A 24,594-nucleotide genomic window follows, 5' to 3' on the forward strand; every position below is an offset into this window, starting at 1 on the left:
TCGACGAACAGCGTAAGGTGTACGGGAAATCGACAACGTACACCGTACGGGATTTGTTCCCGGGAGGGGGAGCCGTGCCCGAGCCGACCGCCGACGAGCGCGCCGAGCGGCTCATCGCCCTGCTGTGGCGGCGCCACCTGCCGCCGCGGCCGCCCGGCCGCGGCCCCCGCCAGACGGTGAACGTGGACGCCGTGCTCGCCGCCGCGCTGGCGCTGGCCGATCGGGACGGCCTGGCCGGGGTCTCCATCCGCGCGGTCGCCGCCGAGCTCGGCCTGCGGCCCATGAGCCTCTACACCTACGTGCCGGGAAAGGGCGAGCTCGTCGCCGCCATGGTGGACGAGCTCGCGGCCGCGGACGGCCCGCTGCCCGGCGGCGCCCCGCGGCAGCGGCTGGCGGCGGTGGCCGGGCAGGTGCGCGCTGAACTGCTCGCGCACCCGTGGCTGCTCGAGGTCTCGCCGTGGCCGCAGGTGCTCGGCCCCGGCCGCTTGCGCCGCTACGACCGGCAGCTGGCCGCGCTGACCGGGCTCGGCCTGGACGATGTCGCCATGGACCGCGCGGTGAGCGTCCTGACCGAATTCGCCACCGGCAATGCCAGGACCGCGGTGGCGGCCCGCCGGGCCGGGGACGACGGGGCCTGGTGGGCGGCGCACGGCCCGCTGCTGGCCGCGGTCGTGCCGGAGCGCGAGTTCCCGACGGCGGCGCGAGTCGGGGCGGCGGTGGGCGAGCGGTACCAGGCGCCGGGCGACCCCGATGGCGACTTCGAGTACGGCCTCGCCGTGCTGATCGATGGCATCCTGCTGAGCGGAAAGCCGGGAGAGTGACCCCGGAACCACGACAGCGGGCGATCCGATCGGATCGCCCGCTGTCGCGGATTCTGTTGTTCGATGCTGTTGTGTCGGACGCGAGGACGGGGGGTCTACAGAGCGGGAGCGGAATCCGTGTCGATCACGGCTTCGAGCTCACGCAGGCGCTCCATGTGTTCGTTCGCGTGGTGCTGGCAGAAGAGCAACTCTCCACCCGCGGGCAGAACGGCACGCACTCGGGCAGCCGCCCCGCACCGGTCGCAGCGGTCGACCGCGGTCAGTGGGGTGCTGGTCAGGGTTCCTGGCATGACTCCTCCGTCCTGGCTTCCGGCACACAGTCCGTTCACCTGGTGTCGGGCCCGTGGTCACTCCGCGGGCTCACATCCGCTACTTCCCAGCAGTGGTATGACTACTCTGACAGACGTTCGCGGCCCGGGGTTTGTTCCCGGTGAGTATCCGATGTGTTTTCGATAACACGACCTGGGATTTCCGCCCTGGGCGAACACCCCTGCTCAGCTCCGAAAGCACGTGAATCCCGTACTCGAACAGTCCGATCCAGTTGTCTATCGGGAGACTACCCGTGACCTATGACACTCACACCCTGGTTCACATCTGCACGCTGGCGGAATGGCTGGCGGCGCGGCGGTCGGGCGAGCTCCGTCCGGCCTCGCTGGAGGTGGCCGGGTTCGTGCACCTGTCGACCCCGCAGCAGGCGCACCTGCCCGCCAACCGATTGTTCACCGGCCGACGGGATCTCGTGCTGCTCCGGATCGACCCGGCCCGGCTCGGCGCCCCGGTGAAGTGGGAGCCGGGGGTGCCCGCCGATCCGGAGTCCATGCTCTTCCCGCACCTCTACGGCCCGCTGCCCGCGGGCGCGGTCACCGCCATCGACGAGTACCGGCCGGACGGCGACGGGGTCTTCGCGCCGCTGACGCGCTGACGGACGGTACGGACGACGGCGGTCGAGCGGCAGGTCTACGCTGGAGTTCGTGAACGTCGATGTCACAGCACTGCCCGGGATCGGGGTGCGCAAGGATTTCCAGGCCGGCTCCGGCCGCCGGATCGGGGTGGTCGACCACCGCGACGGCGGCATCGATCTCATCGTCTCCAAGCTGGACGACCCGGACGCCTGCGCGGCCGAGATCCCGCTCTCGGCGGACGAGGCGGCGGTGCTGGCCAACCTGCTCGGTGCCCCGCAGCTGGTCGCCCAGCTGCGCGAGGACCACCGCGATATGCCCGGCATTCTGACCAGGCAGCTGCCGATCAAAGCCGACTCTCCGTACGAGGGCCGCACGCTGGGGGAGACCGGTATGCGCACCCGCACCAAGGCGTCGATCGTCGCCGTGATGCGGGCCGGGCAGGTCTACCCCTCACCCGGCCCCGACTTCACCTTCGGCGCCGACGACCTGCTCGTGGTCGTCGGGACGCCGGAGGGGCTCGACTCGGCCGCGAAGATCCTCACGCACGGCTGAGGAGGTGAACGGCACCGCGCTCGCGTTGCTCGAGCTCGGTGCGGTGCTGTTCGTCCTCGGCCTGCTCGGCAGGCTGGCCGGGCGAGCCGGAATGTCGCCGATCCCGCTCTACCTGCTCGGCGGGCTCGCCTTCGGCCAGGGCGGATTCGTGGAGCTGGGCGCCGCCAACGACTTCGGCCACCTGGCGGCCGAGATCGGCGTGGTGCTGCTGCTGCTCCTGCTCGGGCTGGAGTACACCGCGCCCGAGCTCGTCACCGGGCTGCGCCGCTCCTGGCCCGCCGGGCTGCTCGACCTGGTCGCCAATGCCACGCCCGGCGCGGTGGTGGCGCTGCTGCTCGGCTGGGGCGCCACCGGCGCCATCACCATGGCCGGGGTCACCTACATCTCGTCCTCCGGGATCGCCGCCAAGGTCCTCGCCGACCTGGGCAGGCTCGGCAACCGGGAGACTCCGGTGGTGCTCTCCATCCTGGTCTTCGAGGATCTGGCGATGGCGGTGTACCTGCCGATCCTGACCACCGTGCTGGCCGGGCTGAGCGTGCTCAGCGGGCTGCGCGCGCTCGGCACCGCGCTGGCCTGCGTCACCGTGGTGCTGCTGCTCGCGCTGCGCTACGGGCGGCAGGTCTCGGCGCTGCTCGCCAGCGACGACCGCGAGGTCTTCCTGCTCGAGCTGCTCGGCGCCGCGCTGCTGGTGGCCGGGGTGGCGTCGGCGCTGCATGTCTCGGCGGCGGTCGGGGCGTTCCTGCTCGGCATCGCCATCTCCGGGGCGACCGCGCGGCAGGCGGCGAAGCTGCTGGAGCCGCTGCGCGACCTCTTCGCCGCCATCTTCTTCGTGGCCTTCGGGCTGAACACCGACCCGGCCACGATTCCGCCGGTGCTGGGCTGGGCGGTCGCGCTGGCCCTGGTCAGCACCGTGACGAAGGTGGCCACCGGGTGGTGGGCGGCGGGCAGGCAGGGGATCCGGCCGCCGGGGCGGGCACGGGCGGGGGCGGCGCTGGTGGCGCGCGGGGAGTTCTCCGTCGTGATCGCCGGGCTGGCCATCGGCATCGGCACCGCCGCGGCCGAGCTCGCCGCGCTGGCCACGGCCTACGTGCTGCTCATGGCGGTCATCGGGCCGGTGGCGGCGCGCTTCGCCGAGCCCGGGTACGCGCTGCTGCACCGCACCCCGCCCGCCGCCGCCGTCGGCGCCTGAGCCCTCGGCGCGCCCGCTTCGGGGTCCGGTGCCCGCCGCGTCCTTCGACGCCCGCGTGCCCGCCCGCGCGGCGCTCAGCCCTGGTCGCGCTCCGCGCGCCGGGCGCGTCGGCGCTCGAAGGCGCTGCCCGCCGCACCGGCGACGAGGCCGATCCCGGCCGCGCACAGGTGCCCGTAGTCGGTGAAGGTCGGCCCGATCCAATAGGCCGCCGCCAGCACCGCGATTAGCGTCCCGGCCCAGGCCGGCCGCAGCCAGCCGCGGAAGAGGAACGACATCGCCGCCATGATCGCCGTCGCCCCGTAGCTGCTGCCCACGTCGGCCGCGACCGCCACCCGGTACGGGATGATGCCGCGATCGATGCCGTAGGAGATGGCGGTGACGGTGAGCAGCGTCGCCCCGACGTGGCCGATGGCGAAGAGCGCGATCCAGCGCGCCGTCCCGAGCCTGCGCTCGGCGAACGCCGTCACCACCAGGAACTGCGGGATGACCCAGTACGGGAAGCCGCCCTCGGTCCAGAACGCCGACGCGACCAGCACCTGGATCGGGTTCTCCCGCATATTGTGCAGGTTGGTCGAGGCGGAGAGGATCAGTGCCCGCTCGGCCTCCGGGCTCAGCCCGCGCAGCGTCCACCAGGTCACCAGCAGCGTGAAGACGTAGGCGGTGCTGGCCGGGGTGGCGGCGAAGTGCGCCCGCACCGCGGGCCCGATCCGGCGGAGCAGCCCTGGTTCGCGCAGCCTGCCGGTGACCGCCCGGACGCACTCGGCGGCGTCCAGGGTGCGCAACCACGGCGCGGGGGGCGAGTCGGGCACCGGCTCAGTCTGCCGGAAGCACGCCCGGAATCGGCTCGCGCACGCCGGTGCCCGGTCTACCCTGACGGAATGCGGCGCACGAGGGCAGTCGAGATCCAGCGGGCCGATCTCACCGGGTACGAGACAATCGGCACCGTCGAGCTGACCCTGAACCGGTACGGGCACAGCGACATCCACCGCGCGGTCGAGGAGATCGCCAGGGCGGCGACCGCGGCCGGCGGCGACCACTTCTACGTGGCGGAATCGCTCGGCGACCGGATCGTCGCGGTGGTCTGCCGCCGTCGCTGAGCCGTAACGCCGGGGCAACACCGGCGGCCGAGAATCGGGGCCACCCGGCGCCGGGCCGGGAGGAGGGAGCGACCCGTGACGACCTTCACGCAGCCGCTGCGCGGCACCGGCTACCGCTTCGAGGGGCTGGTCGAGCTGCTCGCCAAGGCGTCGCCGCGGCGCAGCGGGGACGAACTCGCCGGCTGCGCCGCCGACTCCGACGCCGAGCGCGCCGCCGCGCAGTGGGCGCTCGCCGACGTCCCGCTCACCACCTTCCTGGACGAGCCGGTGGTGCCCGCCGAGACCGACGAGGTCACCCGGCTCATCCTGGAGCGGCACGACCGCGCCGCCTTCGCCCCGATCGCCGCGCAGACCGTCGGCGCTCTCCGCGACCACCTGCTCACCGTGGCCGCCACCGACGACGCCGCCGCCACGCTGAGCGCCCTCGCCCCCGGCCTCACCCCGGAGATTGTCGCCGCGGTCTCGAAACTCATGCGCAACCAGGACCTGATCGCCGTGGCCGCCGCCGCCCGGGTGACCAGCGCCTTCCGCACCACCATCGGCACGCCGGGCACGCTCGCCACCCGGTTGCAGCCCAACCACCCCACCGACGACCCGCGCGGCATCGCCGCCGCGGTGCTGGACGGGCTGCTGCTCGGCTGCGGTGACGCGGTGATCGGCATCAATCCGGCCACCGACTCCCCGCACGCCGCCGGCGAGCTGCTCCGGCTGCTCGACGACGTGCGCACCCGCTTCGACATCCCCGTGCAGTCCTGCGTGCTCGCGCACGTCACCACCACCCTCCGGCTCATCGAGGCCGGCGCGCCGGTGGACCTGGTGTTCCAGTCGGTGGCCGGAACCGAGGGCGCCAACCGGAGCTTCGGGGTGGACCTGGCGCTGCTGCGCGAGGGGGCGGAGGCGGCGCGCTCGCTGCACCGGGGCACCGCGGGGGCGAACGTCATGTACCTGGAGACCGGGCAGGGCTCGGCGCTCTCCGCGGGCGCGCACCTCGGCACCGGCGACCGCCCGGTCGACCAGCAGACGCTGGAGGCACGGGCCTACGCCGTCGCGCGCGAGCTGGAGCCGCTGCTGGTGAACACCGTGGTCGGGTTCATCGGCCCGGAGTACCTGTACGACGGCAAGCAGATCGTCCGGGCCGGGCTGGAGGACCACTTCTGCGGCAAGCTGCTCGGGCTGCCCATGGGCGTCGACGTCTGCTACACCAACCACGCCGAGGCCGACCAGGACGACATGGACACGCTGCTCACCCTGCTCGGCGCGGCGGGCACCGCCTTCGTGATCGCGGTGCCGGGCGCCGACGACGTCATGCTCGGCTACCAGAGCCTGAGCTTCCACGACGTGCTGTACGCCAGACGGGTGCTCGGGCTGCGCCCCGCGCCGGAGTTCGAGCGGTGGCTGCGCGAGCTCGGCATGATCGACGCGGGCGGCCGCATCCTGCCGGTGGACGCGGCCGCCTCGCCGCTGCGCGCGCTGGCGGCGCCGCGATGAGCGATTTCTGGGACCCGCTGCGCCGCAGCACGCAGGCGCGGATCGGGCTCGGCCGGGCCGGGGACGCGCTGCCCACCGAGCGGGTGCTCGAGTTCCGCGCCGCGCACTCCGCCGCCCGCGATGCCGTGCACGCCGCCCTCGACACCGAGGCGCTGGCCGCCGATCTCGCCGCCCGCGGGCTCGGCGACGCCGCCGTGGTCACCAGCCGGGCGCGCGACCGCGACGAGTACCTGCGCCGCCCCGACCTCGGCCGCCTCCCCGGCTCGGAACTGCCCGGGAAGGTCTCCGCGGACGTCGGCTTCGTGCTCGCCGACGGTCTCTCGGCCCTCGCCGTCGCCGAACACGGCCCGGCCACCCTCGCCGCCCTCATCGAGGCGCTCCCGCCCGCGCTCGGCACCGCCCCGCCGGTGCTCGCCACCCAGGCCAGGGTCGCGCTCGGCGACCACATCGGCGCCGCGCTCGGCGTCACCACCCTGGTCCTGCTGATCGGCGAGCGCCCCGGGCTCTCGGTCGCCGACAGCCTCGGCATCTACCTCACCCACCACCCGCGTCCCGGCCGCACCGACGCCGAGCGCAACTGCCTCTCCAATATCCACCCGCCCGACGGCCTGGCCTACGACCGCGCCGCCCGGATCGTCGCCGCCCTGATCGAGGGCGCCCGCGCGCTCGGCCGCTCCGGCGTCGACCTCAAGGACGATTCGCTGCCGCTCGGCGCGGCGGACCGGGCCGAGCTGGGCTGAGACCGCGGAAGGGCCGCACGGCGTGCACCGTGCGGCCCTTCCGGATGACCTGCCTAGTCCAGGTAGTCCCTGAGCACCTGCGACCGGCTCGGGTGCCGCAGCTTGCTCATGGTCTTGGACTCGATCTGCCGGATCCGCTCCCGGGTGACGCCGTAGACCTGGCCGATCTCGTCCAGGGTGCGTGGCTGCCCGTCGGTGAGGCCGAAGCGCAGCCGGACCACGCCCGCCTCGCGCTCGGAGAGCGTCTCCAGCACCGACTGCAGCTGGTCCTGCAGCAGCGTGAAGCTGACCGCGTCGACGGCGACGACCGCCTCGGAATCCTCGATGAAGTCACCGAGCTGGCTGTCGCCCTCGTCGCCGATGGTCTGGTCGAGCGAGATGGGCTCCCTGGCGTACTGCTGGATCTCCAGCACCTTCTCCGGGGTGATGTCCATCTCCTTGGCCAGCTCCTCCGGGGTGGGCTCGCGGCCCAGGTCCTGGAGCAGCTCGCGCTGGATGCGGCCGAGCTTGTTGATGACCTCGACCATGTGCACCGGGATGCGGATGGTGCGGGCCTGGTCGGCCATGGCGCGGGTGATGGCCTGCCGGATCCACCAGGTGGCGTACGTGGAGAACTTGTAGCCCTTGGTGTAGTCGAACTTCTCCACCGCGCGGATGAGGCCGAGGTTGCCCTCCTGGATCAGGTCCAGGAATGCCATGCCGCGGCCGGTGTAGCGCTTGGCGAGTGAGACGACGAGCCGCAGGTTGGCCTCGAGCAGGTGGTTCTTGGCCCGGTTGCCGTCGCGGATGATCCAGTTGAAATCGCGGCGGGTGGCGACCGGCAGCTTCTCGCCGGAATCGGCGAACTCGCGCATCTTCTCCGCCGCGTAGAGCCCGGCCTCGATCCGCTTGGCGAGCTCGACCTCCTCCTCCGCGTTCAGCAGCGCGACCTTGCCGATCTGCTTGAGGTAGGCGCGCACCGAGTCGGCGGAGGCGGTGAGCTCGGCGTCCTTGCGCGCCTGGCGCAGCGCCTCGGACTCCTCCTCGTCCCAGACGAAATCGCCGGAGGCCTTCTCGGTGGGGGTCGGCTCGGCGGCCGCGCCCTCCTCGGCCTCGGCGGTCTCGCCCGCGGCCTCGACCAACTCCTCGGAGTCCTCGCCGTCCTCGGCGAGATCGTCCTCGGAGACCTCGAGATCCTCGAGCTGCTCGAGTTCGATGCCTTCTTCGTCGGCGCCCTCGTCGCCGCCCGGCTCGCCGTCCGGCCCCGCCTTCTTGGTGCTCGCCTTCTTCGCGGGCGCCTTCTTGGCGACGCCCTTGGCCGCGGCGACCTTCTTGGCCGGCGCCTTCTTGGCAGCGGCCTTCTTGGCAGGCGCCTTCTTCACCGGTGCCTTGCGGACCGGCCGCGCGGCGGTTGCTTCTGCGGAGTCGGCGTCGGCCGATTCGGCGGTCTGACGGGTATTCGTGGCTACCACGTACGCCCTTTCGTGACGGTCTCGTGCGGCGTCACGCCAGAGTGATCCGGCGGAGCGATCTGTCGGGTGGCGCCGGCGGAGCGCCGGCTGCCGGCTCGCACCGGCGCGGGCCGGTGTGCCGGGTGGGGGTTGGCGGCTTTCCGCCGGACACGTTCCATTGTAACGATCGACCCAGCGTACCCATGTCCACGACGGGCAGATTCGCGGCCCGCGCCCAGGTGGCGCCGTTTCGCCTCAGGGCGTGATGCCGTCGTGTACCGCCATGGCGGCGCCGACGATGCCCGCGGTGTTCCGCAGGTGTGCCGGAATCACCGGAGTCCGGTTGGTCAGCAGCGGAATCCACTGGTCGCTGTCCCTGCTGATGCCGCCGCCCGCCACGATCACCTTCGGCCAGAACAGGTTCTCCAGCGCGATCAGCACCGTGCTCACCTCGGCCGCCCACTGCTCGAAGCTCAGCTCCCTGCGCTCCTTCACCGAGGCGGCGGCGCGGTGCTCGGTCTCCATCCCGCCGACCTCCATGTGCCCGAGCTCGGTGTTCGGCACCAGCGCGCCGTGGTAGATCAGCGCCGAGCCGATCCCGGTGCCGAAGGTGAGCAGCAGGACCGAGCCGGAGTAGTCGCGCGCCGCGCCGTAGCGGTCCTCGGCCAGCCCCGCCGCGTCGGCGTCGTTGAGCACCGTCACCTGCCTGCCGCCGAGCGCGTCGGAGAAGAGCGCGCGGGCGTCGGTGCCGATCCAGCCGTGGTCGATGTTGGCCGCGGTGCGCGCGACGCCGTCCAGCACCACCGCGGGCAGCGTGATGCCGACCGGGCCGTCCCAGTCCGCCTTCGCCACCAGCTCGGCGACGGTCGCCGCGACCGCCTCCGGGGTGGACGGCTGCGGCGTCGCGATCTTGATGCGCTCCTGGGCGAGCTCACCGGTGTCCAGGTCCACCGCGGCGCCCTTGACGCCGCTGCCGCCGATGTCGATCCCGAATGCGTGCCCCCGAGCGGACATCTCTCAACCCCTCGTTCCTGTGCCGGTGTCGTGGTCAACAACGCGCCGCACAGGTCCCGGTGCCGTTGCCGGTCGGGTTGCCCGACGACGGCGCTGTGTCGTGCACGACAAGGGTAGTCGGGCACACCGGATGATGATCGCCGACCGCCCTCGCGCGTCCGGCCCGGATCTGTGATGGCATTGGTGGCGTGTCGCATCCCACGTCAGCACCGCACCCCGCCCCGCTCGACACCGCCACCGACCCCGCCGCGCTCGACGCCACCACCACCGACCCCGCCGACCTGCGCCGGATCGCGGTCGACCTGGCCGAGAGCGCGGCCGCGCACGTGCGCGCCCGCCGCCCCGAGGTCTTCGGGCCTGCCGGGGTGGTCGCCGACGGCGCGGTGCAGGCCAAGAGCACCCCGACCGACCCGGTGACGGTGGTCGACACCGAGGCCGAGGAGCTGGTGCGGGCCCTGCTGGCCGAGCAGCGCCCGCACGACCTGGTGGTCGGCGAGGAGGGCGGCGGTGACCTCGCCGCGGCGGGCGACCGGATCTCCTGGGTGATCGACCCGATCGACGGCACCGTGAACTTCCTCTACGGCCTGCCCGGCTACGCCGTCTCGGTGGCCGCGGTGCGCGACGGCCGCTCGGTGGCCGGCGCCGTGGTCGACGTGGCCCGCGCCGCGACCTACAGCGCGGCGCGCGGGCTCGGCGCGCTGCGCGTCGACGCCGACGGCACCGTCGAGCACCTGCGCTGCACCCCGGTGCGGGAGGCGTCGATGGCGCTGGTCGCCACCGGCTTCGCCTACGGCACCGCGCGCCGCACCGAGCAGGCCGCGCTGGTGGCGCGGCTGCTGCCCGAGCTGCGCGACATCCGCAGGCTCGGCGCCGCGGCGCTGGATCTGTGTCTGGTCGGCGCGGGGCGGCTGGACGCCTTCTACGAGCACGGGCTGAACACCTGGGACTGGGCGGCGGGCGCCCTGGTCGCCGAGGAGGCGGGGGCGCGGCTGGTGCTCCCCCCCGCCACCGCCCGCGGCGAGGCGGGGGACCTGGTGCTGGCCGCCGCGCCCGGGATCGCGGACGAGCTGCTCGCGCTCTTCGAGCGCACCGGCGGGGCCGCGCCGATCCCGCAGCCCTAGCTGCCGCCCGGCGGCGCGGCCCCTACCGCGGACAGAGCACGGCGGCTACCGCGCGGCGCCGGGCTGGGGGCTACCGCGCGGGGATCCGGGGGGACCTCAGCACTGGGCCTTGCGGGCGGCGTCCAGCAGCCCGACGTCGAGCGCGGCGCCGCCGGGGGCCGGGTTCTTGAGCGAGCGCAGCACCTCCTCGGCGTCGGTGCTCGGCCGGATGTCCCGGAAGAGCGAGCCGAGCACCAGGTCGACGGTGTCGTCGCCGCGCTGGTCCTCGATCAGCTCGGCGCACGGCACCACCAGCTGCACCGAGGCGGCGGCCGGGCGGCCGTTCACCCCGAACCGGATCTGGCCGGTGCACTCCAGATCGCCGTTGACGTAGACGGCGTCGTTGCCGACCGGCTGCCCCGGCGCGCCGGCGAAGCCGAGGTCGCCGAGCTGCGCGGCCACGTGCGAGGCCTGGCCGCGCTGGTTGTTGGCGTTCAGCACGCGCACCTTGGTGCTCTGCAGCGGCGCGGGCTCCACCTCGTCGAGCCGGCCCGCGCCGACCCGCTGGCCGAGCGCCACCGGTGGCGCGGTGGCGCCCTGGTCGGTGGCCGGGCTGGGGGAGTTGCAGCTCATCGCGGCCGTGTCGGTGTCCTCCATCGTGAGAGCTTTGATCCAGATCACCGTCGACACCAACGCCAGGACGCCGACGAGGATGAGCCACGGTTCGATGCGCCGGCGGATGAAGGGCCGACCGTTGCGGTCGGATGCGCTTCCTTCGGTGATCAGTGAAACCACGGGAACACTCTACGAAATGTCACGGCGGGGCAGCGCCACCCGTAACGGAGCGACCGTCCGGCGTGCGCCGAACGGTCGTCCGATGTCGGTGAAAGGTCGTTTCCGCGTCGACTGTGTTTCGGTTGCGACTTTTCCCCCGTGGTCCGCTATTGTCTGGCGGCCCAGATCGAATCACCCAGGTGGAATGGCGTGGTCGGTCGCGGGAACAAGCAGGGCATGTTCCGCGTTCACCAAGCGCCGTCGGGCGTGGATCTCCGGATCCGCCCCTGGTGGAGAGCCGGTGGGCATGTGACGTGTGCCACCGGCGGGGCGGTGTGGATCAGGTCGATTCCCGGCGGGGGTCGGTGTGACCACGCCGATCCGGGATATACGGAGTAAGGACGAGGGGAAGACGACATGGCAACCGACTATGACGCACCGAGGCGTACCGAATCCGACGACGTGTCGGAGGATTCGCTGGAGGAGCTGAAGGCTCGTCGCAACGAGGCGCAGTCCGCCGTCGTGGATATCGACGAATCCGATACCGCGGAGTCGTTCGAGCTTCCCGGCGCGGATCTGTCCGAGGAAGTGCTGAGCGTCCGGGTCATTCCCAAGCAGGCCGACGAGTTCACCTGCTCCAGCTGTTTCCTCGTGCACCACCGGAGCAGGCTCGCCAGCGAGAAGGGCAACCAGATGATCTGCATGGACTGCGCCGCCTGAGCGACCGCAGGCAACCGGCGCCCGGCTACCCGGGCGCTGTTATCCGTTCGCGCTCGGCAGCCCGAGCGCGGCGAGGACCCGTTCCGGCCTGCGCGTGCTGATCAGCCAGTACGGCGTCGGGTCGTCCGGGTCGTCCAGAACGAGCAGCAGCATCGGCCGGACCCACGGGCGGTGCTGCACATACGCGGCCGGGTCGAGCTGCCTGCCGAGCGCCGCGCTCTTCGCCGCGGGGGGAACGATCGCCGCACGGGCGACGAATTCGACCGGGAGGTGCGCCCGGTCGACCCGCAACTCCGGGTTGCCCCGCTTGTCGGCGGCGACCTCGACGCGGTGCCTGCCGAACCAGAGCAGCACCCACACCGGCACCGGCGCCAGCGCCGCGTAGGGCAGCCACGCCCGCACACCCTGCGCGCCCATGTGGATCTCCGCGGCCAGCAGCGCCGCCACCCCGAAGGCGATCGGCCACCACCACAGCGGCACCCACAGCCGCTCCCGGTAGGCGGGCGCGGGGCGCGCCGTTGCCGGGGCGGGCGCCGCGGCGGAAGCGCGCCGGTCGGCCCCCGGGTTCGCGGGGTTGCTCACGGGATCGGGCAGGTCGGACACGACTCAACACTAGGCGACGGAGCCGCCTCGCCTGCGCGTAGGCTCGTCCACCGTGAGTGCACTGTCACCGATACCCCTGCTGCGGACAGATCCCGGCATCCCCCTTCCCGCCCGCGCCCATGCCGGTGACGCGGGTGTCGATCTGTGCACCACCGAGGACGTGGTGCTGGAGCCGGGAGAGCGGGTGCTGGTCGGCACCGGGATCGCGGTCGCGCTGCCGCAGGGGACCGTCGGGCTGGTGCATCCGCGCTCCGGGCTGGCGGCGAAGACCGGGCTCTCGGTGGTGAACACGCCGGGCACCATCGATGCGGGGTACCGCGGCGAGATCAAGGTCTGCCTGATCAACCACGACCCGCGCACCGCCATCGAGCTGCGTCGCGGCGACCGCATCGCGCAGTTGCTGGTGCAGCGGGTGGAGCTGGTGGATTTCGTCGAGGTGGAGACGCTGGACGAGACCGCGCGGGGCGCGGGGGGCTACGGATCGAGCGGCGGGCACGCGAGCCTCGCCGAGGAGGCGTGATGGGAATCTTCGGACGGGGGAAGAAGGGCAGCGGCCGGGCGAGCGAGCACGGCGACTACGACGACGACTTCGGTGACGAGTACGACACCGACGAGCACCCCATCCCGGTGCTGTACCCGGGCGATCCGGGGTTCCAGCCGTTCGAGGACGACTACGACACCGACGATCTCCCCGTGCAGGTCGCTGTGCCGGAGCCGCGCCGCGAGGGCAGGCGCAGGCGCGCCGGGGGGCCGGGGCGAGCCGGGGACGAGGCCCTGGACGCGGCGCCGCGGCGCGCCGAGCACAGCGTGGCCGACGACGAGGCCGAAGCCGAGGTGCCCGCGGCCCGCGCCGCCGGGGAGCCGCGGCGCGGGCCGTACGACTACGCCGACGTCACCGCGGAGCTGGAGGCCATCGCCGGCCAGCGGCTCGATCTCGGCTCGGTGATCATCCCGGTACCGCCGGGCGGGCAGCTGCAGGTGGAGATGGCCGGGGACGGCACGCCGCAGGCGGTGCACCTGGCCACCGAGCACGGGCGGCTCACCGTGGCCGCCTACGCGGCGCCCAAGACCTCGGGGCAGTGGCGCACCGTCGCCGCCGACCTGGCCGAGTCGCTGCGCAAGGACGGGGCGCAGGTCTCCACCGAGAGCGGGCCGTGGGGGCGGGAGCTGGTCGCCGTCACCGAGGGGGCCGATCTACGGTTCATCGGCGTGGACGGGTACCGGTGGATGGTGCGGCTCGTCGCGGCCGGGCCGACCGGGTCGGTGGCCGAGGACGGGCCGCTGGTGCGGGCGGCCAGGGCGATCATGAGCGAGACCGTGGTGCGCCGGGGGACCGAGCCGTTGCCGGTCCGGGATCCGCTGCCCGTCGTACTGCCCAAGGATCTGGCGGAGCAGTTGGCGGCGGCGCATCAGCAGCAGGTCGAGGCGGCACAGGCGCAGGCGGCGGCGCAGGCGGCTGCTGCCGCCGCGGCGCAGCCGCGGCCCGTCGTCCCGCAGCCGGTGCCCGATCAGCCCCGGCGCGGCGCCGAGGGCTCGGCCATGCAGCAGCTCAACCGCAACTGACGCCCGCGCGCGCCGCGTACGTCGCCCGCTCCGCGCTCGACCGGTCTGCCGAGCGCGGAGCGGGCGAGCTACTCGGTGGAGGTCAGCGGGTACCGAGGCCGAGGTGGCCGAGCAGGGCCGGGTCGGCTCCGAATTCGGCGAGCGTCGTCGTGTGCAGGACCGCGCCGGGGATGAGTTCGGCCCACTGCTCGGCGACGGGGAAGGGGTGGACGGGGTCGTCGACGGCCCCGATCACGACGGCCGGGACGGTGAGCGACCGCAGCCGCGCTTCGGCGGGCCAGGAGTAGCCCGCCGCCTCCAGCAACACGTCGGGCAGCGCGGACCCGTATCCGCGCCACGACCGGGTCAGCGTCTCCGCGAGCCACGAAGGGCTGCTCGCCCGCATCCGCGCGATGGTCGCCTCCAACCCCTCGGCCCGCACCAGCTCCGCGGTGACCCGGGCGCTCAGCGCCGCCGGGCACTCCCCGTCCCGCCCGCCGGTCCACGCGGGCAACGCCGCGACGACACCGGCCGCGAGCCCGGGATTCGCACACCCCCACTCGACCGCGATCGCCGCCCCGAGCGAGATCCCCGCCGCGACCACCCGCCCATACCGCCGAGCCGCGGAATCCAACGCCTCCACGCAGCTCGCGACAATCGCCCCCCGATCCGGCTGCACCGGAAGAATCCGCAGGTCACGAGCGGCACACGCGGCGCCGAAGGCGAGCCGCGCGAACTCCGAATCGGAGCCGGTCCCCGGCAGGGCAACCACCACGGCCGGTTCGGGGGAGAGCAACATCGGGCCGAGCGTAGCGGGGCACCTCCCCGCCCTCTACAGTGGCGGTGTACGGCCACAACCGGCCGGCGCGAGGACCATCACGACGGCGTGCGACCCACGCCGCGAATGCCAGGAGAGCGTGCCATGTCATCCGCTGCCTCGGGATATTTCCGACGCCTCGGCCGTAGGCTGACCGCGGATATCGACCACCTGGACGCCGAGGAGCTGGCCGAGTCGGCCGAGGCCTCGGGCGCCTGTCGCGCCTCCGAGTGCCGCCGCGGCGAAGAGGTCTCGATGCTCGGACGGTTGCGCAGCGTCGAGGCCTGCTCCAAGGCCGCGGGCGCGGCCATCGAGGCCGAGCTGTTCGACGGCACCGACGCCATCACCCTGGTGTGGATCGGGCGCAAGCGGATCCCCGGCATCGAGCCGGGCCGCAAGATCCTGGTCCGCGGCCGGGTCGGCGAGCGCGATGGTCGCAAGGTGATCTTCAACCCCGACTACGAACTGCGTGGGAACAGCTGACGTATGCCGACCAGTGACGACACCGGGACCAGGGACGAACCCGCCGCCGAGCCCGATGCGCCGGCGGAGCGCGCCGAACAGACCGTCCTGGAACAACTCGGCGGCATCAGCGGCCTGATCTACTCCACCCTCCCGGTCGTGGTCTTCGTGCCGGTGAACACGCTGTGGGGGCTCACCGCCGCGGTCTGGGCGGCGCTCGGCGTCGCCGCCGCGATCCTGGTCTGGCGGCTGGTGCGGCGCAGCCCGATCCAGCCCGCGATCTCCGGCTTCATCGGCGTCGGCATCTGCGCCTTCATCGCCTACCGGGTGGGCGAGGCCAAGGGCTACTTCCTGTTCGGCATCTACACCAGCCTGGTGTACGCAGGCATCTTCCTGGTCTCGATCCTGGTGCGCAGGCCGCTGGTCGGGGTGATCTGGGGCGTGCTCAACGGGCACGGCTCGGCCTGGCGCGAGCACCCTGCCGTTGTCCGGCTCTACGACCTCGCCACCCTGGCCTGGGTGCTGGTCTTCGGCGCCCGCTACCTGGTGCAGTCCGAGCTGTACGACACCGACCGCACCGGCTGGCTCGCGGTCGCCCGGATCGGGATGGGCTGGCCGCTCACCGCGGTCGCGCTGGTGGTCACCGTGTGGGCGGTGCGCCGGGCCGGGCACGCGCCGGTCAAGTCCGCCGCGGCCACCGGGCGGCACGCCGCCCGCTAGGGGGTGCCCCGGCCACCGGGAGGTGGGGGTGTTCCCCACCCTGGGGTACCTGTTTCCGAGGTCCGTTCCGACGGACGATTTTCTCGTCACCGAATACGAAACGGCGAGAAAGGACCTCGGAGCAATGGCCACCGAGCACACCACCGCGATTCACTCCACCCGGACCTCTTCGAGCCGTCCCGCCAAGGCCGCCACCGCGGTCAACTCCGAGAGCCGCCGGATCGCGGCCGAGCTGGACGCCCTGATCGGCCCCGCCGCCGCGGGCGACCAGCGCGCCGTCGCCGACATCCTGCGCATCGTGCAGCCGCTGGTCCGCCGCTACTGCCTGGCCCGGCTCGGCAACAGCGCGCACCTGCAGGTGACCGCCGACGACGTGGTGCAGGAGATCCTGATCGCCACCGTGAACGCCATCCCGCGCTACCGCGACCAGGGCAAGTCCTTCCTCGCCTTCGTCTACGGCATCGCCGCCAACAAGGTCGCCGACGCCTTCCGCCGCGGCCAGCTGACCGCCTACCCGACCGCCGATATGCCGGACGCCGCCTGCACGGCCGCGGGCCCCGAGGAGTGGGCGCTGGCCTCGGAGCGCAGGTCCGAGACCCGCGAGCTGATGAAGGTGCTCGCCCCCGCACACCGCCAGGTGCTGGTCATGCGGATCGTGCTCGGCTGGAGCGCGGCGGAGACCGCCGAGGCGATCGGCACCAGCCCCGGCGTGGTCCGGGTCATGCAGCACCGCGCGCTGAACAAGCTGCGCAAGGAGCTGCAGACCGCCGCCTGAGCGAGTCGGGCCCGGAGCAGGGGGGCTCGCCGTCCGTACAGCCCTGAGCGGGCGGCGGGACGAGCGCTCGGGGGCCTCGCGCGACATCGCTCAGGGGCGGATGCCGTGGTCCGCGAGGGCCACCCGCAGATCTTCCTCGGCCTCCACGGAGGCCACGAACAGCAATTCGTCGTCGCCCTCGAAGGGGTCGTCGGCCTGCGGCACGATGACCCGGCCCCCGCGCAGGATCGTCACCAGCGCGGTGTCGCGGGGCAGCCGCAGCGAGCGCACCGGCTTGCCCGCCAGCGCGGTATCGCTCGGCAGCGTGATCTCCACCAGGTTCGCCTGCCCCTGCCGCAGCGTCATCAGCCGCACCAGGTCACCCACCGAGACCGCCTCCTCGACCAGCGAGGCCAGCAGCCGCGGGGTGGAGACGGCGACATCGACGCCCCAGGACGAATCGAAGAGCCACTCGTTGCGCGGGTCGTTCACCCGCGCCACCACCCGGCTCACCCCGAACTCGGTCTTGGCCAGCAGGCTGTGCACCAGGTTCACCTTGTCGTCGCCGGTCGCGGCGATGACCACCTCGTAGGTCTGCATCCCCGCCTCCTCCAGCAGGGAGAGCTCGCAGGCGTCGGCGTGTACCCAGATGGCGTCCGGGATAGCCTCGGGGTCGAGGTGCGAGAGCTCGCGCTCCAGCAGCATCACCCGGTGCCCGCCGCGCAGCAGTTCGCGCGCGATGGAGCGGCCGACGGCGCCGGCTCCGGCAATGGCGACCTTCATCCTCAGTCCTCGCTCGCGGGGGGCTTGGCGGCCATGGCGACGGCCTCGCCGACGCTGCCGGAGGGCGCCGCCACGTAGACGACGTCGTCGGCCTGCACGATGGTCTTGGCGTCCGGCAGCAGCCCGCGGCCGAAGCGCAGCACGAACGCCACCCGCACGCCGACGGCGCGCTCCAGGTCGCGCACGGTGCGGCCGAACCACTCCTCGTGCAGCGCCAGCTGGGTGACGGCCACCGTCCCGGTGGGGTCGCGCCAGGTGGTGGTGCTGGTGTCGGCGATCAGGGTGCGCAGGAAGCGGTCGGTGGTCCACGGGACGGTGGCGATGGTCGGGATGCCGAGCCGCTCGTAGACGGCGGCCCGCTTGGCGTCGTAGATCCGGGCGACGACCCGCTCCACGCCGAACATCTCGCGCGCCACCCGCGCCGAGATGATGTTGGAGTTGTCGCCGGAGGAGACGGCGGCGAAGGCGTCGGCGCGCTCGATCCCGGCTCTGGTCAGCACATCCCGGTCGAAGCCGACGCCGACCACCTGCTCGCCGGGGAAGCCGGCGCCGAGGCGGAGGAACGAGCTGGGATCGCGGTCGATCACCGTCACCTCGTGCCCCACCCGGATCAGCGCGCGCGCCAGCGAGGAGCCGACCCGCCCGCACCCCATGATCACTACGTACACCACACCCTCGTTCCTGAACCGTGGCGTCCGGCCCGCGGCCGATCCGGCATCCGAACCGTACCGCCCGCACTGTCCTCCCGGCACGTTTCCCCGCGCGGCCCCCCGGCAAACACCGGCGTGGCGCGCGCCGCCGGTCCTTTCCAGCCGCATCACCACCATCTGGAAACGCCCCGGTCGGGCGGGCGGTAGACCGGGCGGCACTCTATGCTCCCTCCGGTGTCCAAGTTGACGACGGCCGCCAAGCGCGTGCTGCTGGGCAGGCCGTTCCGCAGTGATTCGCTCGGTCACACCCTGCTCCCCAAGCGGATCGCGCTGCCGGTATTCGCCTCCGACGCCATGTCATCGGTGGCCTACGCGCCGGAGGAGATCTTCCTCGTCCTCTCCGCCGCCGGGATCTCCGCCTACCTGTACGCGCCGTGGGTCGGGCTCGCCGTCGCCGGGGTGATGACGGTCGTGGTCGCCAGCTACCGGCAGAACGTGCACGCCTACCCCTCCGGCGGCGGCGACTACGAGGTGGCCACCACCAATCTCGGCCCGAACGCCGGGCTCACCGTCGGCAGCGCGCTGCTGGTGGACTACGTGCTCACCGTCGCGGTCTCGATCTCGTCGGCCGCCTCCAATATCGGCTCCGCCATCCCGTTCGTGGCCACGCACAAGGTGCTCTTCGCGGTGGTGGCCATCGCGCTGCTCACCGCGGTGAACCTGCGCGGGGTCCGGGAGTCGGGGACCGCCTTCGCGGTGCCGACCTACGCCTTCATCGTCGGCATGTTCGTCATGCTCGGCTGGGGGATGTTCCAGGTCTACGTGCTCGGCGACGACCTGCGCGCCGAATCGGCCGGGTTCGGGCTGGACGCCGAGGAGGAGCACCTCTACGGCATCGCCTTCGCCTTCCTGATCGCGCGCGCCTTCTCCTCCGGCTGCGCCGCGCTCACCGGCGTCGAGGCGATCAGCAACGGCGTCCCCGCCTTCCGGAAGCCCAAGTCGCGCAATGCCGCGACCACGCTGCTGCTGCTCGGCAGCATCGCGGTGGTGCTGCTCATGGGCATCATCCTGCTGGCCGAGCGGATCGGGGTGGTCTACGCGCACGACCCCGGGCACCTGATCGGCGCCCCGGCCGACTACCACCAGAAGACGCTGATCGCCCAGCTCGCCGAGACGGTCTTCGCCGGGTTCCCGGTCGGCTTCTTCTTCATCACCATCGTCACCGCGCTGATCCTGGTGCTCGCCGCGAACACCGCCTTCAACGGCTTCCCGGTGCTCGGCTCGATCCTGGCCCAGGATCGCTACCTGCCCCGGCAGCTGCACACCCGCGGCGACCGGCTGGCCTTCAGCAACGGCATCCTCTTCCTCTCCGGCGCCGCCATCGCCTTCGTGGTGCTCTTCGGGGCCGAGGTCACCAAGCTCATCCAGCTCTACATCGTCGGTGTCTTCGTCTCGTTCGTGCTCAGCCAGACCGGCATGTTGCGGCACTGGACCCGGCTGCTGCGCACCGAGACCGACCCCGAGCACCGCAGGCGGATGAAGCGCTCCCGGGTGATCAACGCCATCGGCCTCTCCGCCACCGGCGCGGTGCTGGTGATCGTGCTGATCACCAAGTTCTTCGCGGGCGCCTACATCGCCATCGGCCTGATGATCGCCATCTTCGTGGTGATGAAGCTGATCAGGAAGCACTACGACTCGGTCGCCCGCGAGCTGGCCGAGACCGAGTGGGACGGGGTGCTGCCCAGCCGCGCGCACGCCATCGTGCTGGTCTCCACGCTGCACCTGCCCACCCGCCGCGCGCTGGCCTTCGCCCGCGCCACCCGCCCCGACACGCTGGAAGCGGTGACCGTGAACGTGGACGACGCCGACACCCGCAAGCTGGTGCGCGAGTGGGAGCGCAGCGACATGGCGGTGCCGCTCAAGGTGGTCGAGTCGCCGTACCGGGAGATCACCAAGCCGGTGCTGGACTACGTGAAGCGGGTGCGCAAGGACGCCCCGCGCGACGTCGTGACGGTCTTCATCCCGGAGTACGTGGTCGGCCACTGGTGGGAGCAGGTGCTGCACAACCAGTCCGCGCTGCGGCTCAAGGGCAGGCTGCTCTTCGAGCCCGGCGTCATGGTGACCAGCGTGCCGTGGCAGCTCAGCTCCTCGGCCAAGGCCAGGAAGCAGGGCGTGGTGAACGCGCCGGGCGCGGTGCGGCGCGGCTACGAGGACCGCCCGTGAGCGTCGGGGACGAATTCGAGGTGCGGCTCGGGGCGCCGGGGCACGGCGGGTTCTGCGTCGGCAGGCACGAGGGCCGGGTGGTCTTCGTCCGGCACGGGCTGCCGGGGGAGCTGGTGCTGGCCAGGGTGACCGAGGATCGCGGCGGCTCCTTCGCCAGGGCCGACGCGGTCGAGATCGTGGAGGCCGCCGCGGGGCGGGTGCCCGCCACCTGTCCGGTCTCCGGGCCCGGTGGCGCGGGGTGCTGCGATTACACGCACGCCACGCTCGCGGTGCAGCGGCAGCTCAAGGCGAGCGTGGTCGCCGAGCAGTTGCGGCGGATCGCGCTGATCGAGCGGGAGATCACCGTGGAGCCGCTCGGGCCGCCGGACGAGACCGGGGGGTGGCGGACCAGGGTCCGGCTGGTGGTCGACGACTCCGGGCGGGCCGGGGTGCACGGGTACCGGAGTTCGGCGATCGTGCCCGATCTGCGCTGCCCGCAGCCGGTCGCGGGGGCCGTCGAGTGGCTGGAGCAGGAGCGCTTCACCCCCGGTGCCGATCTGGTGGTCGCCGTGGACTCCACCGGGAGCAGGCACGTGGTCGAGCTCGCGCCGCCCGCGCCCGTGGTGCGGGCGCCCGCGCGCAGGCGGCGGGTGGAGCAGTCGCGGCGCAATGCGGCGGCCCGGCGGACCGCCGCGCAGGCGCCGCGCGCCACCCGATTGCTGCACGGTGACGGGACTGCCGTGCAGGTGGTGGGGGAGCGGCGCTGGGAGCTGCCCGCGACCGCCTTCTGGCAGGCGCACCGCAATGCCCCGGGTTTCTACTCCGACCGGGTCGCCGAGTGGTCCGGGTTGGAGCGGGGGCAGCGGGCGTGGGATCTTTACAGCGGGGCGGGGGTCTTCGCGGCCCGGCTGGCCGAGCGGGTGGGGTCCGGCGGGGCGGTGCACGCGGTCGAGTCCGCCTCCGGTGCCGTCGCCGCAGGTCAGGCTGCGCTGGCCGACCTGCCCTGGGTCGACCTGGAGGTGCTTCGGGTCGAGCAGTGGTTCGCCGCCCGGCCGCCGCGCCCCGATGTCGTGGTGCTCGATCCGCCGCGGGCGGGCGCGGGCCGCGACGTGATCGCGCCGCTCACCGCCGCGGGGCCCGCCCGGATCGTGCACATCGGCTGCGACCCCGCCGCCTTCGCCCGCGATCTCGGGCTGTACCGCGAGGGCGGGTACGAACTGACCGAGCTGCGCGCGGTCGACGCCTTCCCCGGCACGCACCACGTCGAGTGCCTGGCGCTGCTGGAGCGCTGAACGAGTCCGCGGGCGCGGTGCCCCGAGCCGGGGCGCGGTCTGCACCGGGCAGCCTCCGCGAGATCCGCCCGCGGCGGATCCCCGGCTGCCTGCCCGTGCGGCGCGGCCCGCCCTGTGCGGCGCGGCCCGCCCGTGCGGCGCGCGGCGCGCCTAGTCGTCGCGCTCGGGCGCCACGAGCTCCCAGGTCACCTGGAGGTGCGCACTGATCTCGCTCTCGCCCAGCTCCACCGGCACCGAACCGGACTCCGCCCCGCCGACCGCCGCCGAGACCATCCGCAGCTGCGGCACCGGCGCGCCCCCGCCCGAGCCCTCCGCGATGTCCCGCACGGGACCCAGTGCGCGCCCGGCCTTCTCGGCGTACCGCCGCGCCTTGGCCAGCGCGTTCTCCCAGGCCGCGTCGCGGGCGGTGACCAGCGCCGCCTCCGGGTCCGAGAGCCCGAAGGTGAGCCCGCCCAGCCGGACGTCGTCGCCACCCGCCTCGACCGCGGCCGCGATGATCGCCGCCGGGCCGGGCTCGGCGTCGTCGCCGAGTTCGCGCAGCGACACCGCCAGCGCCGCGTCCGCCAGGTAGCCGACGATCTGCGAGCCGCGCTCCTGCTGCCAGGTGGTCTCGGTGCGCACCGAGAGCCTGCTGGTGCCGATGTCGGCGGCGCGCACCCCGTGCGCCCGCAGCGCGGCGGTGACCGCCGCGATCCGCTCGCCCGCCCTGCCGTAGGCCACCGTCACGGTGTCGGCGCGGGTCTCCACCGCGATCTCCACCCGCATGACATCGGGAACGCTGCGCGCGGTGCCGTGCCCGGTCACCGTGATCGTCCCCGCGCCGCCGTGCTTCTTCCCGCTCACTGCCGCTCCCCTCGCCGTGGTCGCCGTCGCTGTGATTCTCACGGCACGGCGGCGGGGGCCGGTGAGCGGGTACCGTGAACCGAAACGCACCGCGCGGCGCCCAGCCCCGTTCGCGCCCCGCGGTCGCCCGGTTCGCCCCGTACGGCGGCGTCCGTAGACTGTTCCGAATGGTTGTCCGGAGGGAGCGAAGTCAGGTGGGAGTGCTTTCCCAGGTCGAGAGCCCCGATGACCTGCGCGGGCTGACGGTGCCGCAGCTGCGTGAGCTGGCGGCCGAGATCCGCGAGTTCCTGGTCGCGAAGGTGGCGGCGACCGGGGGCCACCTCGGGCCGAACCTCGGCGTCGTCGAGCTCACCATCGCGCTGCACCGGATCTTCGATTCGCCGTCCGACCCGCTGATCTTCGACACCGGGCACCAGGCCTACGTGCACAAGATCCTGACCGGCCGCAAGGCGGGCTTCGAGACGCTGCGCAAGCAGGGCGGGCTCTCCGGGTACCCGAGCCGCGCCGAGAGCCCGCACGACTGGGTGGAGTCCTCGCACGCCTCCGCCGCGCTCTCCTACGCCGACGGCCTGGCCAAGGCGTTCGCGCTGAGCGGCCAGGAGCGGCACGTGGTCGCGGTGGTCGGCGACGGCGCGCTCACCGGCGGCATGTGCTGGGAGGCGCTGAACAATATCGCAGGCGCGCAGGACCGGCCGGTGGTGATCGTGGTGAACGACAACGGCCGCTCCTACGCCCCGACCATCGGCGGCCTGGCCGAGCGGCTCACCGCGCTGCGCACCCAGCCCGCCTACGAGCACGCGCTGGACGCGGGTAAGCGGCTCATCAAGAGCATTCCGCGGGTGGGGGATTCGGCCTACTCGATGGTGCACGCGGTGAAGGCGGGCATCAAGGACGCGGTGAGCCCGCAGGAGCTCTTCGGCGACCTCGGCCTCAAGTACGTCGGCCCGGTGGACGGGCACGACGTGGTGGCGATGGAGGCGGCGCTGCGGCGGGCCAAGGACTTCGGCGGTCCGGTGGTGGTGCACGCGGTCACCCAGAAGGGCCGCGGGTACGCCCCGGCGGAGAACCACCTCGCCGACCAGATGCACGCCTGCGACCCGATCGACCCGCTCACCGGCGAGGCGCTCGGCGGCCCGAAGGCACGCGGGTGGACCTCGGTCTTCTCCGAGGAGCTGATCGCGCACGCCGAGCGGCGGAGCGACGTGGTCGCGATCACCGCGGCCATGCCGGGGCCGACCGGGCTCGCCGCCTTCGGCGAGCGCTTCCCGGATCGCATGTTCGACGTCGGGATCGCCGAGCAGCACGCCATGGCCTCGGCGGCCGGGCTGGCGCTCGGCGGCATGCACCCGGTGGTGGCGATCTACTCGACCTTCCTGAACCGGGCCTTCGACCAGCTGCTCATGGATGTCGCGCTGCTGAAGCAGCCGGTGACGCTGGTGCTGGACCGGGCCGGGATCACCGGCACCGACGGCGCCAGCCACAACGGCATGTGGGATCTCTCCGTGCTCGGCATCATCCCCGGCATCCGGGTGGCGGCGCCGCGCGACGCAGCGACGCTGCGCGAGGAGCTCGCCGAGGCGCTCGCCGTCGCCGACGGGCCGACCGCGCTGCGCTTCCCCAAGGGCAGCGTGGGTGCCGATATCCCGGCCGTGGAGCGGGTGGAGGGGCTGGATGTGCTCCGGCTCGCCGACCCGGAGGCCGGGTCCGCCCGCACCGCGCGCGGTGACGTGCTGCTGCTCGCCGTCGGCGCCTTCGCGGGCACCGCGCTCGAGGCCGCCGAGATCCTGCACGCCGAGGGGTGGTCGGTCACCGTCGTCGACCCGCGCTGGGTGCTCCCGGTCTCCGACACCATCGTGAAGCTGGCGGAGAACTACCGCTTGGTCGTCACGCTGGAGGACGGTGGCCTGCACGGCGGAATCGGCTCCAGCGTCTCCGCCCGGCTCCGCACCGCCGCCCTCGACGTCCCCACCCGCGATATCGGCGTTCCCCAGGAGTTCCTCGATCACGCCTCTCGCGGCCAAGTGCACGCCGAGCTCGGCCTCACCGCCCCCGATATCGCGCGCCGCATCACCGGCTGGCTCTCCGCCACCTGACTCGGT

Annotated in this window: 26 protein-coding genes and 1 pseudogene; 17 read left to right on the plus strand and 10 right to left on the minus strand. The window is 73.1% G+C overall.

Going from position 1 to position 24,594, the window contains the following annotated elements; genetic code table 11:
* Nucleotides 1-74 precede the first annotated feature (74 nt).
* The gene (locus tag NH2_RS19890; RefSeq protein ID WP_067656790.1) at nt 75-821 is read left to right on the plus strand and encodes a TetR/AcrR family transcriptional regulator C-terminal domain-containing protein; all 747 of its coding nucleotides are present in this window, start codon (nt 75-77) and stop codon (nt 819-821) included.
* A gap of 95 nt (nt 822-916) precedes the next feature.
* On the opposite strand, the gene NH2_RS29925 is transcribed toward NH2_RS19890, so the two are convergent.
* Complete coding sequence (locus NH2_RS29925; RefSeq protein ID WP_084505708.1) at nt 917-1,111, minus strand: DUF7455 domain-containing protein; 195 nt, start codon at nt 1,109-1,111, stop codon at nt 917-919.
* A gap of 272 nt (nt 1,112-1,383) precedes the next feature.
* Here NH2_RS29925 and NH2_RS19895 point away from each other — a divergent pair, with 272 nt between their 5' ends.
* The 3 genes from NH2_RS19895 to NH2_RS19905 are packed head-to-tail and all read left to right on the plus strand — an operon-like array spanning nt 1,384 to nt 3,464.
* On the plus strand, nt 1,384-1,743 hold the full coding sequence (locus NH2_RS19895; RefSeq protein WP_067656369.1) for a DUF952 domain-containing protein: 360 nt from the start codon (nt 1,384-1,386) through the stop codon (nt 1,741-1,743).
* Between the two features lie 49 nt (nt 1,744-1,792).
* Entirely contained in the window at nt 1,793-2,275 is a 483-nt protein-coding gene (locus NH2_RS19900; protein ID WP_067656372.1) for a cation:proton antiporter regulatory subunit, read from the plus strand.
* Nucleotides 2,276-2,279: 4 nt separating this feature from the next.
* A complete protein-coding gene (locus NH2_RS19905) occupies nt 2,280-3,464 on the plus strand; it encodes a cation:proton antiporter (RefSeq protein ID WP_067656375.1) in 1,185 nt (394 codons plus the stop codon).
* A 74-nt stretch (nt 3,465-3,538) separates the two neighbouring features.
* Here NH2_RS19905 and NH2_RS19910 read toward each other — a convergent pair whose 3' ends face one another.
* A complete protein-coding gene (locus tag NH2_RS19910) occupies nt 3,539-4,273 on the minus strand; it encodes a rhomboid-like protein (protein WP_067656378.1) in 735 nt (244 codons plus the stop codon).
* 69 nt (nt 4,274-4,342) lie between these two features.
* Between NH2_RS19910 and NH2_RS19915 the strand changes: the two genes are divergently transcribed.
* The 3 genes from NH2_RS19915 (at nt 4,343) to eutC (ending at nt 6,789) form a co-directional block, all read left to right on the plus strand.
* Nucleotides 4,343-4,561, plus strand: a complete 219-nt coding sequence (locus NH2_RS19915) for a YdgH/BhsA/McbA family protein (RefSeq protein ID WP_067656379.1) — start codon at nt 4,343-4,345, stop codon at nt 4,559-4,561.
* Between the two features lie 75 nt (nt 4,562-4,636).
* Nucleotides 4,637-6,049: an ethanolamine ammonia-lyase subunit EutB gene (locus NH2_RS19920; RefSeq protein ID WP_067656381.1), complete on the plus strand. Its 1,413-nt coding sequence runs from the start codon at nt 4,637-4,639 to the stop codon at nt 6,047-6,049.
* Complete coding sequence (eutC, locus tag NH2_RS19925) at nt 6,046-6,789, plus strand: ethanolamine ammonia-lyase subunit EutC (RefSeq protein WP_067656383.1); 744 nt, start codon at nt 6,046-6,048, stop codon at nt 6,787-6,789. Before NH2_RS19920 ends, eutC begins: the two co-directional genes overlap by 4 nt.
* Before the next feature lie 53 nt (nt 6,790-6,842).
* Here the strand turns inward: eutC and NH2_RS19930 are convergent.
* Nucleotides 6,843-8,273 (minus strand): annotated as a pseudogene (locus tag NH2_RS19930) (RNA polymerase sigma factor); the annotation flags it as partial.
* 201 nt (nt 8,274-8,474) lie between these two features.
* On the minus strand, nt 8,475-9,233 hold the full coding sequence (gene ppgK / locus NH2_RS19935; RefSeq protein WP_067656390.1) for a polyphosphate--glucose phosphotransferase: 759 nt from the start codon (nt 9,231-9,233) through the stop codon (nt 8,475-8,477).
* Between the two features lie 188 nt (nt 9,234-9,421).
* Between ppgK and NH2_RS19940 the strand changes: the two genes are divergently transcribed.
* On the plus strand, nt 9,422-10,354 hold the full coding sequence (locus NH2_RS19940) for an inositol monophosphatase family protein (protein WP_067656392.1): 933 nt from the start codon (nt 9,422-9,424) through the stop codon (nt 10,352-10,354).
* 96 nt (nt 10,355-10,450) lie between these two features.
* Here the strand turns inward: NH2_RS19940 and cei are convergent, their stop codons facing one another.
* On the minus strand, nt 10,451-11,128 hold the full coding sequence (cei, locus tag NH2_RS19945; RefSeq protein WP_067656394.1) for an envelope integrity protein Cei: 678 nt from the start codon (nt 11,126-11,128) through the stop codon (nt 10,451-10,453).
* Between the two features lie 396 nt (nt 11,129-11,524).
* Here cei and NH2_RS19950 point away from each other — a divergent pair, with 396 nt between their 5' ends.
* Nucleotides 11,525-11,827, plus strand: coding sequence for a DUF4193 domain-containing protein (locus tag NH2_RS19950; protein WP_067656397.1), 303 nt, complete (start codon nt 11,525-11,527; stop codon nt 11,825-11,827).
* 39 nt (nt 11,828-11,866) lie between these two features.
* On the opposite strand, the gene NH2_RS19955 is transcribed toward NH2_RS19950, so the two are convergent.
* Complete coding sequence (locus tag NH2_RS19955) at nt 11,867-12,313, minus strand: DUF3093 domain-containing protein (RefSeq protein WP_067656793.1); 447 nt, start codon at nt 12,311-12,313, stop codon at nt 11,867-11,869.
* A gap of 169 nt (nt 12,314-12,482) precedes the next feature.
* Between NH2_RS19955 and dut the strand changes: the two genes are divergently transcribed.
* Nucleotides 12,483-12,950: a dUTP diphosphatase gene (gene dut, locus NH2_RS19960; protein WP_067656399.1), complete on the plus strand. Its 468-nt coding sequence runs from the start codon at nt 12,483-12,485 to the stop codon at nt 12,948-12,950.
* Between the two features lie 5 nt (nt 12,951-12,955).
* Entirely contained in the window at nt 12,956-13,993 is a 1,038-nt protein-coding gene (locus tag NH2_RS19965) for a DUF3710 domain-containing protein (RefSeq protein ID WP_439951770.1), read from the plus strand.
* Between the two features lie 82 nt (nt 13,994-14,075).
* Here the strand turns inward: NH2_RS19965 and NH2_RS19970 are convergent, their stop codons facing one another.
* A complete protein-coding gene (locus NH2_RS19970; protein WP_067656407.1) occupies nt 14,076-14,771 on the minus strand; it encodes an alpha/beta fold hydrolase in 696 nt (231 codons plus the stop codon).
* A 123-nt stretch (nt 14,772-14,894) separates the two neighbouring features.
* Here NH2_RS19970 and NH2_RS19975 point away from each other — a divergent pair, with 123 nt between their 5' ends.
* From NH2_RS19975 to shbA, 3 genes are all read left to right on the plus strand, one after another.
* Nucleotides 14,895-15,272 (plus strand): OB-fold nucleic acid binding domain-containing protein, encoded by a 378-nt coding sequence (locus tag NH2_RS19975; RefSeq protein ID WP_067656409.1) that lies wholly within the window; start codon nt 14,895-14,897, stop codon nt 15,270-15,272.
* Between the two features lie 3 nt (nt 15,273-15,275).
* Nucleotides 15,276-15,971: a DUF3159 domain-containing protein gene (locus NH2_RS19980; protein ID WP_084505709.1), complete on the plus strand. Its 696-nt coding sequence runs from the start codon at nt 15,276-15,278 to the stop codon at nt 15,969-15,971.
* A 124-nt stretch (nt 15,972-16,095) separates the two neighbouring features.
* Nucleotides 16,096-16,746: an RNA polymerase sigma factor ShbA gene (shbA, locus tag NH2_RS19985; protein WP_067656412.1), complete on the plus strand. Its 651-nt coding sequence runs from the start codon at nt 16,096-16,098 to the stop codon at nt 16,744-16,746.
* 90 nt (nt 16,747-16,836) lie between these two features.
* Here the strand turns inward: shbA and NH2_RS19990 are convergent, their stop codons facing one another.
* The gene (locus NH2_RS19990; RefSeq protein WP_067656415.1) at nt 16,837-17,508 is read right to left on the minus strand and encodes a potassium channel family protein; all 672 of its coding nucleotides are present in this window, start codon (nt 17,506-17,508) and stop codon (nt 16,837-16,839) included.
* Between the two features lie 2 nt (nt 17,509-17,510).
* Nucleotides 17,511-18,176, minus strand: a complete 666-nt coding sequence (locus tag NH2_RS19995) for a potassium channel family protein (RefSeq protein WP_067656799.1) — start codon at nt 18,174-18,176, stop codon at nt 17,511-17,513.
* Nucleotides 18,177-18,392: 216 nt separating this feature from the next.
* Here NH2_RS19995 and NH2_RS20000 point away from each other — a divergent pair, with 216 nt between their 5' ends.
* Both NH2_RS20000 and NH2_RS20005 read left to right on the plus strand, forming a co-directional pair.
* Nucleotides 18,393-20,381, plus strand: a complete 1,989-nt coding sequence (locus NH2_RS20000) for an APC family permease (protein WP_067656418.1) — start codon at nt 18,393-18,395, stop codon at nt 20,379-20,381.
* On the plus strand, nt 20,378-21,652 hold the full coding sequence (locus NH2_RS20005) for a class I SAM-dependent RNA methyltransferase (protein WP_067656420.1): 1,275 nt from the start codon (nt 20,378-20,380) through the stop codon (nt 21,650-21,652). Before NH2_RS20000 ends, NH2_RS20005 begins: the two co-directional genes overlap by 4 nt.
* 150 nt (nt 21,653-21,802) lie before the next feature.
* Here the strand turns inward: NH2_RS20005 and NH2_RS20010 are convergent, their stop codons facing one another.
* A complete protein-coding gene (locus tag NH2_RS20010) occupies nt 21,803-22,495 on the minus strand; it encodes an SIMPL domain-containing protein (protein ID WP_067656423.1) in 693 nt (230 codons plus the stop codon).
* 194 nt (nt 22,496-22,689) lie between these two features.
* Between NH2_RS20010 and dxs the strand changes: the two genes are divergently transcribed.
* The gene (gene dxs / locus NH2_RS20015; RefSeq protein WP_067656426.1) at nt 22,690-24,588 is read left to right on the plus strand and encodes a 1-deoxy-D-xylulose-5-phosphate synthase; all 1,899 of its coding nucleotides are present in this window, start codon (nt 22,690-22,692) and stop codon (nt 24,586-24,588) included.
* Nucleotides 24,589-24,594: the final 6 nt, after the last annotated feature.

It is taken from the genome of Nocardia harenae NBRC 108248, from assembly GCF_001612885.1.
Lineage (GTDB): Bacteria > Actinomycetota > Actinomycetes > Mycobacteriales > Mycobacteriaceae > Nocardia > Nocardia harenae.